Annotated in this window: 16 protein-coding genes and 2 pseudogenes; 8 read left to right on the top strand and 10 right to left on the bottom strand. The window is 60.0% G+C overall.

Annotated elements, in window-relative coordinates:
- Positions 1 to 82: 82 nt before the first annotated feature.
- The 9 genes from ACPFMA_RS11850 to ACPFMA_RS11810 all read right to left on the bottom strand — a co-directional run bounded on the left by ACPFMA_RS11850 (position 83) and on the right by ACPFMA_RS11810 (position 8,255).
- A complete protein-coding gene (locus ACPFMA_RS11850; RefSeq protein WP_425930259.1) occupies positions 83 to 976 on the bottom strand; it encodes a LysR substrate-binding domain-containing protein in 894 nt (297 codons plus the stop codon).
- Between the two features lie 199 nt (positions 977 to 1,175).
- Positions 1,176 to 2,465: a GTP-binding protein gene (locus ACPFMA_RS11845; RefSeq protein WP_425930258.1), complete on the bottom strand. Its 1,290-nt coding sequence runs from the start codon at positions 2,463 to 2,465 to the stop codon at positions 1,176 to 1,178.
- Positions 2,462 to 3,124: a nitrile hydratase subunit beta gene (gene nthB, locus ACPFMA_RS11840; protein ID WP_425930257.1), complete on the bottom strand. Its 663-nt coding sequence runs from the start codon at positions 3,122 to 3,124 to the stop codon at positions 2,462 to 2,464. The genes ACPFMA_RS11845 and nthB overlap by 4 nt, the downstream gene beginning before the upstream one ends.
- A gap of 39 nt (positions 3,125 to 3,163) precedes the next feature.
- On the bottom strand, positions 3,164 to 3,745 hold the full coding sequence (nthA, locus tag ACPFMA_RS11835) for a nitrile hydratase subunit alpha (protein WP_425930256.1): 582 nt from the start codon (positions 3,743 to 3,745) through the stop codon (positions 3,164 to 3,166).
- Positions 3,746 to 3,820: 75 nt separating this feature from the next.
- A complete protein-coding gene (locus ACPFMA_RS11830; protein WP_425930255.1) occupies positions 3,821 to 5,335 on the bottom strand; it encodes an amidase in 1,515 nt (504 codons plus the stop codon).
- Positions 5,336 to 5,504: 169 nt separating this feature from the next.
- On the bottom strand, positions 5,505 to 6,029 hold the full coding sequence (locus ACPFMA_RS11825; RefSeq protein ID WP_420056664.1) for a group I truncated hemoglobin: 525 nt from the start codon (positions 6,027 to 6,029) through the stop codon (positions 5,505 to 5,507).
- 38 nt (positions 6,030 to 6,067) lie between these two features.
- Complete coding sequence (locus tag ACPFMA_RS11820; protein WP_425930254.1) at positions 6,068 to 6,934, bottom strand: transporter; 867 nt, start codon at positions 6,932 to 6,934, stop codon at positions 6,068 to 6,070.
- Positions 6,935 to 7,026: 92 nt separating this feature from the next.
- The gene (locus ACPFMA_RS11815; RefSeq protein ID WP_425930253.1) at positions 7,027 to 8,085 is read right to left on the bottom strand and encodes a phenylacetaldoxime dehydratase family protein; all 1,059 of its coding nucleotides are present in this window, start codon (positions 8,083 to 8,085) and stop codon (positions 7,027 to 7,029) included.
- Positions 8,085 to 8,255, bottom strand: coding sequence for a hypothetical protein (locus tag ACPFMA_RS11810; RefSeq protein WP_420056667.1), 171 nt, complete (start codon positions 8,253 to 8,255; stop codon positions 8,085 to 8,087). Before ACPFMA_RS11810 ends, ACPFMA_RS11815 begins: the two co-directional genes overlap by 1 nt.
- Positions 8,256 to 8,609: 354 nt before the next feature.
- Between ACPFMA_RS11810 and ACPFMA_RS11805 the strand changes: the two genes are divergently transcribed.
- The 6 genes from ACPFMA_RS11805 to ACPFMA_RS11780 all read left to right on the top strand — a co-directional run bounded on the left by ACPFMA_RS11805 (position 8,610) and on the right by ACPFMA_RS11780 (position 13,266).
- Positions 8,610 to 9,548, top strand: coding sequence for a helix-turn-helix domain-containing protein (locus ACPFMA_RS11805; protein WP_425930252.1), 939 nt, complete (start codon positions 8,610 to 8,612; stop codon positions 9,546 to 9,548).
- Between the two features lie 420 nt (positions 9,549 to 9,968).
- Positions 9,969 to 10,409, top strand: coding sequence for a hypothetical protein (locus tag ACPFMA_RS11800; RefSeq protein ID WP_009400309.1), 441 nt, complete (start codon positions 9,969 to 9,971; stop codon positions 10,407 to 10,409).
- Positions 10,409 to 10,609, top strand: a complete 201-nt coding sequence (locus ACPFMA_RS11795) for a hypothetical protein (protein ID WP_425930251.1) — start codon at positions 10,409 to 10,411, stop codon at positions 10,607 to 10,609. The genes ACPFMA_RS11800 and ACPFMA_RS11795 overlap by 1 nt, the downstream gene beginning before the upstream one ends.
- A 911-nt stretch (positions 10,610 to 11,520) precedes the next feature.
- On the top strand, positions 11,521 to 11,826 hold the full coding sequence (locus ACPFMA_RS11790; protein ID WP_425930250.1) for a hypothetical protein: 306 nt from the start codon (positions 11,521 to 11,523) through the stop codon (positions 11,824 to 11,826).
- A 262-nt stretch (positions 11,827 to 12,088) separates the two neighbouring features.
- Positions 12,089 to 12,571: an Hcp family type VI secretion system effector gene (locus ACPFMA_RS11785; RefSeq protein ID WP_425930249.1), complete on the top strand. Its 483-nt coding sequence runs from the start codon at positions 12,089 to 12,091 to the stop codon at positions 12,569 to 12,571.
- A gap of 140 nt (positions 12,572 to 12,711) precedes the next feature.
- Positions 12,712 to 13,266, top strand: a complete 555-nt coding sequence (locus tag ACPFMA_RS11780; protein WP_425930248.1) for a DUF4225 domain-containing protein — start codon at positions 12,712 to 12,714, stop codon at positions 13,264 to 13,266.
- Positions 13,267 to 14,016: 750 nt separating this feature from the next.
- On the opposite strand, the pseudogene ACPFMA_RS11775 reads toward ACPFMA_RS11780, so the two are convergent.
- Positions 14,017 to 14,336 (bottom strand): annotated as a pseudogene (locus ACPFMA_RS11775) (low molecular weight protein tyrosine phosphatase family protein).
- Between the two features lie 128 nt (positions 14,337 to 14,464).
- On the opposite strand from ACPFMA_RS11775, the pseudogene ACPFMA_RS11770 reads away from it, so the two are divergent.
- Together ACPFMA_RS11770 and ACPFMA_RS11765 are read left to right on the top strand one after the other, a co-directional pair.
- A pseudogene (locus ACPFMA_RS11770) lies at positions 14,465 to 14,623 on the top strand (GNAT family N-acetyltransferase); the annotation flags it as partial.
- 138 nt (positions 14,624 to 14,761) lie between these two features.
- Positions 14,762 to 15,577, top strand: a complete 816-nt coding sequence (locus ACPFMA_RS11765) for a DUF6602 domain-containing protein (protein WP_425930247.1) — start codon at positions 14,762 to 14,764, stop codon at positions 15,575 to 15,577.
- Positions 15,578 to 15,648: the final 71 nt, after the last annotated feature.

The raw sequence follows: 15,648 nt of genomic DNA, 5'->3' as shown, positions 1-15,648 counted from the left end.
GACTCTTGATGTTTCGAGTCCCTACACCCTAGCAGCCGATTCAAGGACCAGGGAGACAGGAAGAGCATGCCAAGCCAGTAGCTCAGCTATCGGCTGCCTGTTCCTTCAGCCACCCCTTGACAACCTGCAACAGCGGCGACTGCCGGGTCTTGCGCGGCCAGACCAGGTAGAACGCCTTGTCCAGGCGCAGCTCCTGGGTGAACACCTGGGTCAGGCGGCCGGCGCCGATATCCTCCTTGACGAAGGCATGGCTGGCCAGCGCGATGCCCTGCCCGCCGATGGCCGCCTCGATGGCCAGGGACGTCTGGTTGAAGCGCAGGTTTCTGGCGCTCGGCGAAGGATGGCCGGGGAACAGCGCGGCGACGAACAGCGGCCAGTAATGGTGGGCGTCATGCAATGCGACAAAGCCCTGCAGCGCCTCGAAGGTTTGCGGGGTGCCCTTTTGCGCCAATAACGCCGGACTCGCCACGGCCACTACCCGTTGCTCCATCAGCAACTCGGTGTTCAGGCCGCCACCGAAGGGCGGCTGGCCGTAGCGCACGGCGATATCTACGCCCTCGGTGTGGAAATGCGACAGCCGATCGGTGGCCAGCAGGCGCAGGTCGATCTGCGGATAGCGCTCGGCGAAATCGCCCAAGCGCGGCATCAGCCAGCGGGAGGCAAACGACGGGGTCACGCTGATGGTCAATTGTTCGGACTGCGGACGCAGCAGGCGGGTCGCCTCGTCGATCATCGCCAGGGCGCTGCGGATGCTGGCGCTATAGCCACGACCGGCGTCGGTCAGGCCAAGGCCCCGGGGCAGGCGCTCGAACAGGCGAACCCCGAGGCTCGCCTCCAGGCCACGGATCTGCTGGGCCACGGCGGCCTGGGTCAGGCCCAGTTCCTCGGCGGCAAGGCGGAAATTCAGGTGCCGCGCAACCACTTCGAACATACGCAGGGCGTTGAGTGACGGCAAGGCGGGAAAGCCTGGAGGCATGGCAATGGGATTTCTATTGGCTGGGAGGGAGATTCTGGGACCAGGACAGGTTGGCGTAAAGGCCGGCAGAACGTTACCCGGCCTCACCTGCCCGTGCAGCCTCGATCGCCGCATTCAAGGCCAGCAGGTTGGTTGCACGAATGCATCGCGCTCAGCCAGGCGGTCGGCCAGCGGGGCTAAAACCCAGCGGCTGGTGCGATTAAACAACAGCATGCGACACCTCCGCTTGCATGGCGGCATCAGCCGGCGATGCCTGCACCTGCCGGACCGACACGGCCTGGCTGTCGAAGTCGGCCGCCCCCGGCAGCGCTGGCCAGGCCGACGGGCCGCTGGCGATTTCGTCCGGGCTCAGCAGACAGTGGTCGAGCTCGCGTTGCAGCGCCTGGATGTCCAGGTCCTGGCCGATGAACACCAGTTCCTGGCGGCAGTCGCCGACGATGCTGTCCCACTTGGCCGTGATGCCCTGCAGGCGATAGTGGTCTTGCGGCCATTGCGACGGTTCGATGAAGCGCCACCAATGCCCCACGTAGTCCCACTGGAATTGCTTGCCGCTGTGCACCAGCAGCGCGGTTTCGCGATGGCGGCTGGCGAGCCAGAAATAGCCTTTGCTGCGCAGCAACCGACCGTTGCGCCAGGGACGGGCAAGAAACGCGAGCAAGCGTTGCGGATGGAACGGGGCGCGCTCGCGATACACCCACGACACCACACCATAGGTGTCCGACTCGGCAGCCGGTGTGTCGTGCGCGTCCATCTGCTTCATCCACCCGGGCGCTGCAGCAAGGCGGGGCAGATCGAACAGCCCGGTGCCAAGGATGCTCGACAGCGCTACGTTGCCGTCGACCATCGGCAGGATCTGCGCCCCCGGATTAAGTCCGGCCAGAATCGCCCGCAGCACCTGGTAGCCGGCCTCATCGACCAGGTCGCACTTGTTGACCAGGATCACGTTGGCGTACTCGACCTGCTCGATCAGCAGGTCGGCCAGCGGACGCCTGGGGATGTCACCGGTGGCATCGGCACGGGCGACGGTTTCGGCTGAATCGAGCAAGGCCATGAACTGGCTGGCATCGACCACCGTCACCAGGGTATCCAGGCGCGCCAGCTCGCTAAGGCTGAAGCCGTTGGTGTCGAGAAAGGCAAAGGTCTCGGCGACCGGCATCGGCTCGGAAATCCCGGTGGACTCGATCAACAGGTAATCGAAGCGCTGCTGGCGCGCCAACGCGCTGATCTGCTCGAGCAGGTCGGCACGCAGGGTGCAGCAGATACAGCCGTTGCTCATCTCGATCAATTCATCCTCGCCACGGTGCAGCGCAACCTCGCGCTGCACCTCGGAGGCATCGATGTTGACCTCGCTCATGTCGTTGACGATAACCGCCACCTTCAGGCCCTGGCGGTTGCGCAGGATATGGTTGAGCAAGGTCGTCTTGCCTGCGCCGAGGAAGCCCGAAAGGACCGTCACCGGCAGTCGGCCCGCCTGGGCGCTATTGCTCATGGGCGCGCTGCTCCCGAACCTTCGACCTTGTCCAGGTAGCTTTCGAACAGGTCTACCACCACCAGCCCATCGTCTGCGGCATCGCCCCACAGGTCGCGCACGCGAAACTCGACATGGTAGGTCGGTTGGTGCGCAGCGCTCTGGTCGCCATGCCCGATCGCATCCGGGAACGGCCACTGTTCGGTGGTCCGGTGCAGCACCACGCCTTGCTTGCCGCGCACATACCCCGGCATGCGCACATGCCCGGCCACGTATTCATCACGCACGATGACCCGGTCGCCCACTTCGAAAGGCGCTCGCCCGGTGATTGCCGCACGCCCTTTCGCATGGGCGGGGTTGGCCAGCTTGAAGTGCGAGCCCAGCGCCTCATCCAGTTCGGCCTGGGTGATGACGCCGGTCTCGACCAGCAACGTGGCGGTGGCGATCACATAACGCTCGTAGTACTCGGTACCGACATGCTGGCGCACATCGATGCGTTCGACCGCGTGACGTATTTCGTCGACGCTGAACTTCTTCATGTGATCGGCGCCGATGAACATCAGGCTGTAGGCCAGGTGTTCCCAGTCCTGCTTGAATACCTGCTTGTAGCTCAGGCTGTTGATGCGATGGGGCACTTTGCCAAAGCCCTGGAAACCGCCGAGATCGTGGAAGCCATCCATATTGAATACTCCGAAGGTGAATGAGGTGGGTGGACCGGCTCAGCCAACCCGGGGCACGGCGACACCGATAAGCACGTCCTTGGTGACCAGTTGCCGCAACTGCTCTTCGCTCATGTCCTCAGAGCCCGCGGGCCGTTGCGGCAGCACCAGGTAACGGCTTTCGGCGCTGGTGTCCCAGACCTTCACCAGCACGTCGTCGGGCAACTCGGTGCCCAGCTCGCGCAGTACCGTACGCCCCTCCCGGACCAGCCGCGCACGGAACTCGAAGCCCTTGTACCACTCCGGCGGCAGGCCCAGCACCGGCCAGTTGGTGCAAGAGCACAGGCTGCAGACGATCACGTTCTTGACCTGCGGGGTGTCTTCCAGGGCGACGATGTATTCGCCCTGCGGGCCGGTGAAACCGAACTGGGCGCAGGCGGCGGTACCGTCCTTGAGCAGCAGTTCGCGGAACTGCGGGTCGACCCAGGCCCTGGCGACGATGCGCGCGCCGTTTTCCGGGCTCCAGCCATATTCCATGAGTTCGGTGAGCTGTTCGATGTAGCCCTCGGGGATGAGGTCCTTGTTCTTGAGCACTGCAAACAGTGCCCGCGCGCGCTCGCCAGGGGTTGAGGTTGCCGTCATGGGATTACTCCTCTCGTTCGACACGGTTGTTGGTGGTTATTGCTGTTCTGGTTGTTGTTTGCAGAGGCGCAGCGCCTACAGCGTGCGCCAGTCCACTGCGTTTTCGAAGGCTGCCGCGGCCTGGTAGATCGTGCCTTCGGCGTAGTGCTTGCCGACCAGCATCAGCCCGACCGGCAGGCCGTCGACCAGGCCACAGGGGATGGACATGGCCGGGTGGCCGGTGATGTCCTGTGCGGCGGTGTTGCCGAGCATCTCCAGTGCGCGCGAGACGTTCTCGGTGATCGAGCAATCCGGCGCCGGCAGCGGCTGGGCGACGATGGGCACGGTCGGCATCACCAGCAGGTCGTAGCGCTGCAGTGCCTTGTCGTAGCCAGCACGGGCAAAGCGCGCGAGGTTCTGGGCCTTGGCGTAGTAACGGCCGTGGTAGTGCTCCAGGCCGAACTGGCCAACCAGCATGCACAGCTTGAGCGAAGGCGACAGGGCGTCGGCCTGGGTCCGCCAGCCGGCCTGTTTGTCGAGCAGGCCGACGTCGTACAGGCCCTTCCAGTTAAAGCCCGCGCCGTTGCCGTGCATCATCTGCATGGTCAGGCCTTCGCAGCCGATCGGGTTCCACAACGAGCCCGCCAGCGTGTGCTCGGGCACCGACACCTCCTCGACCACCGCGCCCAACGCCTCGAGCCGGGCGATGGCGCTGCGTACCGTTTCGGCCACCCGCGGATCCAGGTTGGCGAGCTGGAAACCTTCCTGGAGGATGCCGATACGCAGCCCGCCGACACCGCGGCCAAGGTAGTCGCTGTAGCTATCGACCTCCGGCGCGCCCTGGCGCGGGTCAAGTCCGTCGGTACCGGCCATCACTTCGAGCATCAGCGCGTTGTCGCGCACGCTGCGGGTCATCGGGCCGACATGGTCGAAAGTGGCCTCGATCGCCATCACCCCGGTATAGGGCACCAACCCGAAGGTCGGCTTCATGCCGTAGATGCCACACCAGGCCGCCGGAATACGCGCCGACCCGCCCTGGTCGCCACCCACCGCCAGGTCAACCTCGCCCGCCGCGACCAGCGCCGCGCTGCCCGACGACGAGCCGCCGGTACTGAAACCGTGGCGCAACGGGTTGTGCACGGGCGCAGGGTCCGAGGTGTGGCTGGCGCCGGACAGGCAATAGTGTTCGCAGGTGGCCTTGCCGAGGATGGTCACCCCGGCGTCGAGCAGACGCGTCACCACGGTGGCGTCGAACGACGGCACGAAACCGGCCAGTGGCGAGGCGCCGTTCATCATCGGCACGCCCGCCAGCGAGATGTTGTCCTTGAGCGCGACCGTCCTGCCGAGCAGTTTGCCGGTGCTGGCGCCCATCACCTCGGTGCGGTAGTACCAGGCGTTCAGCGGGTTCTCCACGCTGGAGGGGCGATAACCCGCCGTGCGCTCGTAGCGCACCAGCGGCGTGAAGTCCGGCAGTTCGTCGACCAGGTCGTAGGCATCGAGGCTGCCTTGCATGAGCGCCAGGTATTCGCTGGCTTGCTCGGGCGTCAGTTGCAGGTGCAGGCGGCTGGCGAGCGCCTGCAGTTGTTCGAGCGTCGGGCGGGTGATGGCCATGGGGTGTCCTTTTTCCTTTCCGGTGCCGGGCCAGGGGCCGGCAATTAGCTGTTCGTGCGGCTCGCCGCGGTTGGGCCTGGTACTAACCTAGCGCCAGCGCGGCGAGCCCACTTGGTTGAGCAGGACAGTCGCTGTGTTGAGCAGGACTGCGTTGCGCCGGGTCGCAGGCTTACTGCTCCAGCTTGGGCACCCCGGCCTGCCCGGCCGCATCGCCGCGTGCGGGCCAGACCACGCCGACGCTTTTCATGCCCTTGGCCGGGTCCATCGTCGGGTTGGCCAGCACCACGTCGCGGTAGGACGGGCTGCCGATCACGGCGGGCTTGAACTTGACCAGGAAGTCGTTGACCTCCTTGCGCAGCTCCGGCGCCAGGTTGTAGTCGTCGTAGCACGCCTCCAGGCAATCCAGCGTGGCTTGCCAGTGCACCTCGGTCAGCCCCATGCCGCGGTGTGCGGTGACCATGTCCCGGCCGCGGTACTTGGCGCTGCCACCCCAATGTTGCGCGAGGAAATCGACGAAGTTGATGTGTTCCTTCTGGAAGGTCGACTCGGACATATGCGCCCAGATATGGCCGATCGCCGGGTGGGCCATGGTCTTGCGCAATACCGCGCCGGCGAACTGGTAAATGGCGTCGTAGCCACCCAGGCGGGTATACAGCGAAGGTTGTTGCTCGGTGGAAGCGTTTTGTTCAGTCATGTTCGAATGCTCCGTTTCAGCTGGGAATGTGCAGGCGGTTAAAAGACCCGGACGTACCTGAGGTTCAGTCGGAAGTTTTCCTTCGGGCCGTTTTCTACCGCGAGGTCACGCCCCAGTTGCATCTGCAACTGGTCCTGGGCGGTAAAGAACTTGGTGGCGGTGAGGCGGAAGTTGGTGGTTTTGCCGCGGTCGTCCTGGGAGGTGCCGTCTACCCGGCTTTCCCCGCCCCAGGTGTGGCCAAGACCGACTGCCAGGGACGTACCCGGGTCGATGATGTAACGCCCCATCAGCTGCGCGGCGTAGGACGTCTCCTGTTCGCGGCGTACCGAGTTGGCGCCGAAGTCGTCGTTGTCGCCATACCAGATCGCATCGCCGACCAGGTCGAGCGCCCACTTCTCTCCGAAGTGCTTGATGTACGCGGCCTGAAGATCCACTTTCCAGCGGTTCTCGCCTAGGTTCAGCGCGTCCTTGCGGTCGTAGTTGCCGGTCGGTGCGACCAGGTAGACCGTGGCGCCGACCGTGTCGTTGGCCTCGTTGAGGCGGTACTTGAGCGGCGCGGTGAGAATGAGGTCGCCGATGCCGCTGGCGCTGCCCAGGGCCGAGGCGTCACCGCCGCTGGAAACATGGCCGAACGGCAGCAGGAACTGCGGCTCGATGGTCAGCCGGTCGGTCAATTTATAGACATGCAGCAAACGCAGGATGCCGACATTGGAGGTCAGGTTGAAGTCGGAGCTGACCTTGTGGCCCTGGGCGTAGGCACTGTCGGTAGTGGAGTGCTGGTAATAGACCACACCGATGGTTTTACCCGCCGGCAGCACTTCGTAATCCCCCGGCGAAACTTCAACTGCCTGCGCAGACAGGCACGGCGCGGCCGCCGCAAGCATCAGGTAACGGAGCTGTTTCATGGACCAAGTCCTTCTTGTTGGCAAAACGCGGGCAAAAAGAGCCCCGCTGCCGTAACAACGACAGGTGCAGGGCTAAACGTGGAGTTCGTTGGTTAGTTGGCGCTTGCTTGGGCGTCGCGCAACATGCCGGTGTGCGGGTGGCAGTTGATGTATTCGAACACCTGGCTGCTCGCATCCGACACCGACACTTCGTGGTAGAGCCGCAACTTCTGCAGCCCCGCGGCCACGCGGAAGAAGGTGACGAAGATGCGCAGGTGGGTCGGGTGGGATTCCGCCCAGCGTTCGAGTTTTTCCACCGAGCGCCAGTGGCCGATGTTGTAGCTCTTGTCGAGCAGGTTGCCGTCCGCATCGATATTGCGCACGAAGCGGTTGCTGTAGCAGCCCAGCGCCTGGCCGTTATCGCGCAGGAAATCCATGCCGTCCTGCAAGGTCGGCAGGATCTCGTCCAGGTACAGCGAGCGCTCGGCCTGTTCAGCCGCCGCCCAGTCCTGGCCCGAGCGAATCAAGGCGATATTGTCGTGGCCGACCACCACCACCCGCCCGCCCTTGGCCGGATCGCCGGACACCACGCGCAGCTCGCCGTCCGGGTTCATCCAGTCGGTTTGCGACACCGGGAAGCGGTCGCGCATCGAGCCCCAGTAACCGTGCTCCTCGATCTCGCCGCTGATGCCGTCCATCACCGCCCCGACCCCGGGCAGATCGTTCTGGAACGCATACAAGGTCTCGAACTGCTCGGCCCGCGGCGCACTGATCTCGCGGTAGTAACCCAGGCCATCGTGCAAGCGTTGCGGCGAATTCCACCAGCCATCCACCTCGGCCGAACGCATCCAGCGGCAATACGCGCTGGCGTCTTTCCAGTAGCCCACCACCATCAGGTTGTCGTAGCCGCTGCTATCGACATGGTGCGTCAGGTCGTGGGTCAGCGGGCCGTCGGCCAGGCTGAAGCTGGCGACGATCTCGCGCAGCGCCTGCAAGGCCCGCTCGCGCTGGCCATCGCCCTGGTACTGCACACCCAGATAGGCCATCACCACCTGGGTCAACTGCTCGTCAGCGCGACCGACCCACATCGGGAACGGCGGCTGGTAATCGTCAGGCACCCGGCGCGACAAGGTGCGCGGGCACTTGAGGTGTTTGTCGATTGCGGACTCCATCACAGGCTCCTTGTTATTTTGGCTTCGGACACACGCTCGGCATTACCACGGGCACGCAACGCGCACGCTCCCCACTCGATCAGCCACGACAAAAATTCTTCGGGCGCCAGGTCGCGCATATGCAGCCACCTGAACTCGTCGGCCATTCGCTGTTGTTGTTGAACTCGCATGGGCTCACCTCATCGGCGCAGGTTGCTGGAAATGCCGTGAGGTGAACGTTAGGCACGCCACAACGGCGTCGCTTTGTTGGTCAGGACAACCGTTTGGTTGGTAAAGACAGCGCTGAAACACCTGCCAGGACACGAACCGCGATGGTGCAACGCACAGGGAGAAAAAGGCTTTATGCCCCGGAATGGGCAGGCGCAAGAGGTGCTTTTGCGATGGACGCCGCCGCTGCACTCAAGCCGCAGGCCGGGTTGGCCAAGGCCCGTGCCGGCGAATCGCGCTGGCGTGGATATTGCCTGTCGGAACCTCGGTAACAGTGCTTCGTTTCCTCAAGTAGTAGCATCAAGGTGAGCGCCATCATGGCTGAGACCAATCACTATTCCACCCTCGCCGTTTCGCCAGCCCGTCGCTTCGACTACTGGCGGGAAGTGGTCTGCCGGCATTGCCTGTCGGCAGACAGCAAACCCTCGTCGCAGAGCAATTTCGAGGGTGCGCTACAGGTCAACGGAATTGGCCCCCTGGACATCACCACCCTGTCATCGCCACTGCACCACTGGATGCGTTCCGAGCAACACCTGCGCGGCGACCCCGCCGAAGATATCTGGCTGGGTTTCACCCTCGACGGTTACGGCGAAATCGAACAACACACGCGCAAGGCCAGCCTGACGACCGGCAGTGTGTTTCTTTACGACGCAACCCAACCGTTCCGCTTCAGCCTGGGTGGTACCGAAAACCACCTGATCCGCATCCCCCGACCGCTGCTGGCGCAGCGCTTGCCGGGCATCGCCGACCTCACCGCCCTGGTGCTGGACGAGTCCCGCCCCGGGGTGATCCCGCTGCGGCAGATGATCGGCCAGGCCGCCAGTTCCGCCGCGTTGCTGCAGAACGAAAGCATCGCCCGGCGCTACTCCAGCACCATCATCGACCTGCTGGTGCTCAGCCTGGAGCTGCAGGACCTCAAGACCACCCACCAAGAGCTGGACCTTTACGGGCGGATCATGAACTACATCCAGCGGCACCTGACCGAACCGGAACTGTCGATCGAATCGATTGCCGTGGCCCACCACGTCTCGACGCGCACGGTGACCCGGGCGTTTGCCCGGCACCAGAAATCCCCGGTCGCCGAAATCTGGAAGGAACGGCTCAACGCCAGCCGCGCAGCGATCGAACGCGGCCAGGTAAGAAGTGTTTCCCAGGCCGCGCTGGAGTTCGGGTTCTCCGACTTCTCCCATTTCAGCCACGCGTTCCGCAAGGCCTTCGGCGTAGCGCCGCATACCTTGTTGCGGCGTGGGGAGTAAGCACGGCGGGCTTCTGCTGGTGGCAAAACTGCCCCGAGTACGGCACGGACCCTGTGGGAGCTGGCTTGCCAGCGATGAGCATGGGTATCTACATATCTTTTGAGGTGAGAGGGCCTGTCAGTAGATCGCATCAGGGCTGACAGGTGCTTGTCATGACTTTTTTGGCGCCCTTGAGATCGAGCGCCGCCCACGCGGCGCTCGATCTAGAGGGCGCTGAAGATCTACCGGCATGCATCTGGTGGCCATGACGCGGTTCTCTGACAGGCACCTCGCCACCGCCACTGCTCAGAAAAGATGTGTAGATACCCATGCAGCGATGAGGCCCTCAGCAACACAGCTGAACCCCCCCCCTCGCCAGAACATCACAAGCCCCGGATAATCCCCTCCAATTGAAGTGCCTCATCACAATCGGAGTAGACAATGGACTTCCCCGACAGACTCTGGGAATGGTACGGGCAAGACGAATACAAGCGGATACTTGCCGTGTGCCTGGCCATCCCGGCGCTCGACTTCCTGGCAGCCACGGCAGAGGTGCAACGCTACTCGATCCCCTCCTGCCCGGCCTGTGAGACCTGGTCGGAGAAGATGCTGCCGGTCAACGAGGTGCTGGAGGTCGCAGGCAAGGCCCTGCCGATGGACGTGCGAGCGGCGCTGGAAAAGGTCTGGCAGCTAAGCAACGACCTGTCCGAAGCCGCCTTTCACTGTGGAAACCAGCACATGTTCATCCATGAGGAATGGCAGCCACTGCGGGACGCTGCAGCCCACGCTCTAGACTTGCTCGGCGCGAAGGCACTGGCGCCCCATCTGGACGAACTGACACTGGACTGCCGAAATATCATTCTGGGAAGAAAGCCGAACTGATGGAAATCGAACAAGCAGCTTACGAGGAATTCCTGCGCCTCTGGCATTCGGGCAGCCTCGATCAGCAGCGGCTGGGTCAGGCGTTCTACAACAATTTCCGACTGCACACGCTCACAGACCAGAGCCCTCTCCACGAACTGTACGAAGCCAAGGGTCAGCAAGCCCTGCAACTGATCTCCCAGCTCTTCACCCTCAAATAAGCACACTGCAAATCAAGGTAGGAGCGAGGCTTGCCCGCGAAGGACCGGTTAGCGGTCCCAAACCATACACCCCTGTGTCTCAGCCCACCTGCAACCTCATATTCCCCAACAGCCCCGCGACCTCTGCCAGCCACCAACCCCAAGCACGACACGCCACCTGTGGGAGTCCGCCCAACCTTTCAGGCCGCGCTGTCGCGCAGAGAACAGTTCCAAAGCACGACGCGTACCCTGTGGGAGCGGGTTCACCCGCGATTGCGGTAGTGAATTCACAATAGCAATCGCGGGTGAACCCGCTCCCACAAGGTCCCTGCAAATCAAAAAGTTATGTCTTGTTCTATGAGAGCTTGCCAGCGATTGCGCCAGTGAATCCCCCGCAACAATCACTACAGAACCATCAGCATCCGCCTGCAACAGCTCCGCCTCGCTTCGATCTTCTGCCACTGGTTCCCAGAGCATGCTTTTCCCCTGCCGAGTTGCCACCCCGCTGAATATCCATGACCGATTCCATCCCTCGGTGAAGACACACCTCACAGCCCTATCTCAAATATCCAGCTAAAACTGCCATTCCTTCCTACAAAACATCTCCCGCTTCCGACTTTCATGTAGGCAGTTTCCCAAGCATACTTTTCCGCCTTATCAGCCGTTGCGCTCCTGGAACGCCGTGCCTAGTCTTCGCCGGTCGCTGTGGTTTGGCGATTGGGTTTGGTAGCCCGGTTCCTAGTATTCAAGCGCTCCACTCAAGACGAATGATCATATTCATATGGTCGTAGCGTTGAGTCATGGTGGCTGTGCATGGGGCGCCTTCGTGCGCGCCGGATGCCTAGGACCGGTCTACCAACCTGTGTACAGCCGCCACCCATTCGTTTGGTAGCGATACAAGTGGCGGCCCCTATAGCCTAGGAGACGCCCAAATGAAAAAGATCGTTCCAGACCCACCCGCCCCACCCCGCCGTAAAACCGCCAACATCCACTTCGGCACCTGCGCCGGCGCCCATCCCCACATCTTCGCCGTATGCCCGGATGCCGACATCGAAGACGCACTGGCCCACCTCTCGGCTGCAATCACCTCGGCCTTCGAATCCAACGCCCAACTCTGCGAAATGCTCTCCCGCCCATTGGCGGACAAGGCATGGGCTACCTGGCAATCACTGGAAATCTGTCAGGCACTGACCGAGGCGTTGCGCCAAGGAGTGGCCTGCCCGCAAATCGAAAGCTGAGAGGTTCATCGCTTAACGGGCCGCCCATGCGGCCCTACAGATTCTTGCTTGATGGCAACTGCGCGAAAGGGCGCATCCAGGCGCGCGGGGTGTTCTCTGTGGACCGGTCCGTCAACCTCACGCGCAGTCGCCTCCGCCCCAGCTACTTTTCCACTCCACCCGCAAACTTGCTGAATTTCCCTCAACTCTTTGGGAAACGTCTCACAGACGCTGCCGTTTCAGCTTTCTAGGCTGCGAACTCCAACCTACAAGGAGTTCAACCATGTCCAGTCACAGCTACATGAGCATCACCGGCACCAAGTCGGGCCTGATCTCCGCCGGCTGCTCTACCCAGGAGTCAATCGGAAACAAATGCCAGGTCGGTCACACCGACCAGATTCTCATACGGTCGTTGAACCATTCGATGACCAGCATCAGCAACATCTCCGAAGCCGTCCACAACCCCCTCGTCATACACAAGCCTCTGGACAAATCCACGCCCCTGCTGGCCCAAGCTCTTGCTAATCGAGAAGAGCTTTTCTGCGAAATCGATCTCTATCGAACCTTTGGGGGCAACCAGCAAAAGTACTTCACCCTCTCGATCAAAGGCGCCCGAATTGTCGCCATCAATCTGGATATCCCCGACGTGCTTCTGTACAGCGATGCCGAGCCGATGGAACAGGTGATGTTGCGCTATCACAGCATCACTTGGATTCACCACACGGCGAGCACGAGCGGCTATGCGTTTTGGGGGCTGGAAGAATGAGCACGCGTCCTTCGCCCTACCGCTTGAATAATGAATTCTGGGAGCTTCACCAGAGCGCGACCAACTTGACGAGATACGCCTGCATTGTCAGTTCCCGACACATCAAGGATGGTCTACTGCGAGGGAGATTCAATCGAGACATGGCCTACTACGTACGACAGATTCTTGAAGACGTGAGAAACGGAAGAATAAGAACAGAAGAGGGACTGCGAAAAGTTGAGGCAGAACACAAGACCCTTCGCAGATTAAGCCTGGAAGTCGGTGGCGTGATCTCAGGTGCATCAATGGTGACGACGGGAGTCGGTATTTGCTACATCACGGCGGGGACTGCTTGCGCCCTGGGAGGGGCACCAATGATTGCTCATGGAGCAAACAATGCCTACGAAAACCTTTCAAATCTTGTTCGCCGTCGAACTGATACTGTCGGACCGCTACGAAATGCGTACCAAAGTACAGCCATCGCTGCGGGAGGCAGTGCGAGAGAGGGAAATATTGCATACGGCGTAGTGGACGTTGGGCTTTCAATTTATGGACTTGCGAGACTGGTAAAGAAGGATGGGGCATGGAAACTATTTCATACAATCAGGCCCGACTATACCCGCGCCTACAAACTCATGAACAAGCACGCACTGCTGCTTGAATTTGGTATCAGCTCATGGACTACCAAGCAGGTTATTGATGAGTTTGAGAAATGATCACGACAACATTTGTAATCAGTGCACTTTCTGTTCTTATCTTCGCCTATTGCCTGAGACATATATTTTCAGGAAGAAACTACTCAACATGGTCAACCATGCTGGTGATTTTTTATAACGCCTTCTGTATTTTTTACCACGTAGAGCTGGCACTCAAGGATTGCATGCTGTTTTTCAGATGCTTCCCGCCTTTGGAGGAAAGCTACCCCATTATCGCCTGGGTATCTCTGGCATGCCTATTTCTGCATTGCTTCGCGATCCCAACTGAATGGGAGCCAAGGTATCGTTTCAGGATAAGACGAAGCCTGTAACGCCACCAGAATCGAGGAGCATTAGAAACATGATAACGGCATTGTATCTTACGGCAGGCTCACTGGATTTGGCGGTCGCATTCTGGCTGAGGCGGAGATTTTCAGGAGCCGGCTATAAGACCCGATACGCGATAGTCCTCATCATATACAACCTGTACATTGCCGCATTCCATATGAACCTCGCAGAATATGGGTGTGCTTTCTTCCATGGTTGCTTACAAGACTTCCACGAAAACTACCCGATCATTGCAGCCTTTGCCTTTCTGTGTGCTGTCCTGCATTGCCTAGCTCTGCCAGTGGAATGGACTCCCGGGCGTTGGATCAGAAGAAAATTCGATCCTCGCCTATGAGTCCCCGCCGAAGAGCTCCTACGAAGCAGGCAGTAAACCGGTCCGTCAACCACGAGCCGTTTCCCCCTCCTCCTTTCCTGCTTTATCACTCAAAGATATGAACTCACCGTGTCCTCCAGCATGGAACCAACTCAGGATCCATGTAACGAAACTCATCCGGAATATCCAGCACATGGACCCGCTTGTTCTCCAGCAAGCGCGCGTACTCCGCCTGCAACCGTTGCAGGTGCTTTCGCTCCATCACAAAGATGATGTCGGCCCAGCGGCTACCGGCGGGACCAACCGACTTGCGAGCATTCGGACCGGTGCCCGCCGAACGAGCACTGAAACAGGCCCGCCGACGCCACATGGTCTCAGCGGTGGGACTGCGCCACTGGTTGCGGCTGCAAATGAAAAGAAGATTGGTCACTGTCTATCCGGTCGAAGAATGAATGTCGCCGATGCGAAAACCAGCAGCATATGGCCTCTCGACATCATGGCTCCAGCACTGCGACACTACGGTTTGCTCAAGTCATGCCCTCGTAAAGGAACTGCGTCATGGAAAGCACGCCCGTCCTCAAGACAGCCCGCCTGCTGCTTACCCCGCTCCAACTGAGCGACGCCCCTGCTATCCAAGAGCTTTTCCCGCACTGGGAGGTCGTCCGTTACCTCGACAGCCGCGTGCCGTGGCCCTACCCCGACGATGGCGCGCTGACTATGCCAACTGTCTTTTATCCGTTCCGCAATTCTTAAACCCAGAATAAGTGTCTGGCCGACTCGTAGTTAAAATAATAGAGATGACGAAGAGCCCCAAAAACTCAGCTTTTTCACAATAATATAAATCTGGACAAACACATGGAAACCGTTAACCTCAAGGACATATTCTCAGCCCTATCAAAGCAAATCAAAATAGATTATGACGAGCTAGCGTCTAGCATCCCCCATAATGGAGAACGCGGATCCGGCCGCGAAGAAGTCGTCAAAGAGCTGCTAAGAGAATATTTACCGCAGCGATTCGGAGTTGATTCGGGATTTGTAATAGACATCCATGGAAAACTGTCAAGGCAAGCTGACATCATCATCTATGATCGCTTTATAGCACCAAGATTCAAGATACTAAAAAATAAATATTTATACCCGTGCGAATCAGTAGTCGCAGTAGGCGAAGTAAAAAGTCACATGAGCAAAATCGAGCTTGAAGACGCTATAGCGAAACTAAAAATAGTGCGCGAACTCGACAGGACAGGCAACGGAACAAACACTGCAAGAAGTGGTTATCATTTTGGCCTTGAATCAAAACTTTCTCCACAGAACAACAACTGTGATGCTATATGGACTTTCATTTTCTGCCTAGACAGTCCAAACCTTGAAACAGTCACTAAAAACCTGGCGGAATCGCTCAAGGCACTTGAAAGGCCAAAGTGGCCAAACCTCGTATGCATCTTAAATAAAGGCATAATTTCCTACCGTTCAAACACTGGACTGGTAACTGACCCAAGAGAGGCAATCAGTCTATATCACAGCACTGAAGACGAAGCCGAGCACGCCTTACTGAAGTGGTTTATGCTTTTATGCCAAGATATTTGTAACACCCACATAACGGTTATCGATTCAATAAACTACCTTCAGTCACCTCATACAAAAGTCCGTAACCATCCCCTGCGGAGATAAAAGAATGGATCAGGGGCAAGCTTGATCAAAAGCCTGCCTCAAGCCTTGCCGCAGATAAGTTATCGTACCGG

This window comes from Pseudomonas sp. NyZ201 (genome assembly GCF_049860765.1).
In the GTDB taxonomy this organism is placed as follows: Bacteria; Pseudomonadota; Gammaproteobacteria; order Pseudomonadales; family Pseudomonadaceae; genus Aquipseudomonas; species Aquipseudomonas bharatica.
The sequence above is the reverse complement of the archived record's forward strand: the minus strand, read 5'-3'. Positions and strand labels throughout refer to the sequence as shown.

Excerpts from the sequence above, each read along its gene's own strand:
- ACPFMA_RS11850 (WP_425930259.1), bottom strand. The coding sequence starts at position 976 with ATGCCTCCAGGCTTTCCCGCCTTGCCGTCACTCAACGCCCTGCGTATG.
- ACPFMA_RS11845 (WP_425930258.1), bottom strand. The coding sequence starts at position 2,465 with ATGAGCAATAGCGCCCAGGCGGGCCGACTGCCGGTGACGGTCCTTTCG.
- nthB (WP_425930257.1), bottom strand. The coding sequence starts at position 3,124 with ATGGATGGCTTCCACGATCTCGGCGGTTTCCAGGGCTTTGGCAAAGTG.
- nthA (WP_425930256.1), bottom strand. The coding sequence starts at position 3,745 with ATGACGGCAACCTCAACCCCTGGCGAGCGCGCGCGGGCACTGTTTGCA.
- ACPFMA_RS11830 (WP_425930255.1), bottom strand. The coding sequence starts at position 5,335 with ATGGCCATCACCCGCCCGACGCTCGAACAACTGCAGGCGCTCGCCAGC.
- ACPFMA_RS11825 (WP_420056664.1), bottom strand. The coding sequence starts at position 6,029 with ATGACTGAACAAAACGCTTCCACCGAGCAACAACCTTCGCTGTATACC.
- ACPFMA_RS11820 (WP_425930254.1), bottom strand. The coding sequence starts at position 6,934 with ATGAAACAGCTCCGTTACCTGATGCTTGCGGCGGCCGCGCCGTGCCTG.
- ACPFMA_RS11815 (WP_425930253.1), bottom strand. The coding sequence starts at position 8,085 with ATGGAGTCCGCAATCGACAAACACCTCAAGTGCCCGCGCACCTTGTCG.
- ACPFMA_RS11810 (WP_420056667.1), bottom strand. The coding sequence starts at position 8,255 with ATGCGAGTTCAACAACAACAGCGAATGGCCGACGAGTTCAGGTGGCTG.
- ACPFMA_RS11805 (WP_425930252.1), top strand. The coding sequence starts at position 8,610 with ATGGCTGAGACCAATCACTATTCCACCCTCGCCGTTTCGCCAGCCCGT.
- ACPFMA_RS11800 (WP_009400309.1), top strand. The coding sequence starts at position 9,969 with ATGGACTTCCCCGACAGACTCTGGGAATGGTACGGGCAAGACGAATAC.
- ACPFMA_RS11795 (WP_425930251.1), top strand. The coding sequence starts at position 10,409 with ATGGAAATCGAACAAGCAGCTTACGAGGAATTCCTGCGCCTCTGGCAT.
- ACPFMA_RS11790 (WP_425930250.1), top strand. The coding sequence starts at position 11,521 with ATGAAAAAGATCGTTCCAGACCCACCCGCCCCACCCCGCCGTAAAACC.
- ACPFMA_RS11785 (WP_425930249.1), top strand. The coding sequence starts at position 12,089 with ATGTCCAGTCACAGCTACATGAGCATCACCGGCACCAAGTCGGGCCTG.
- ACPFMA_RS11780 (WP_425930248.1), top strand. The coding sequence starts at position 12,712 with ATGGCCTACTACGTACGACAGATTCTTGAAGACGTGAGAAACGGAAGA.
- ACPFMA_RS11765 (WP_425930247.1), top strand. The coding sequence starts at position 14,762 with ATGGAAACCGTTAACCTCAAGGACATATTCTCAGCCCTATCAAAGCAA.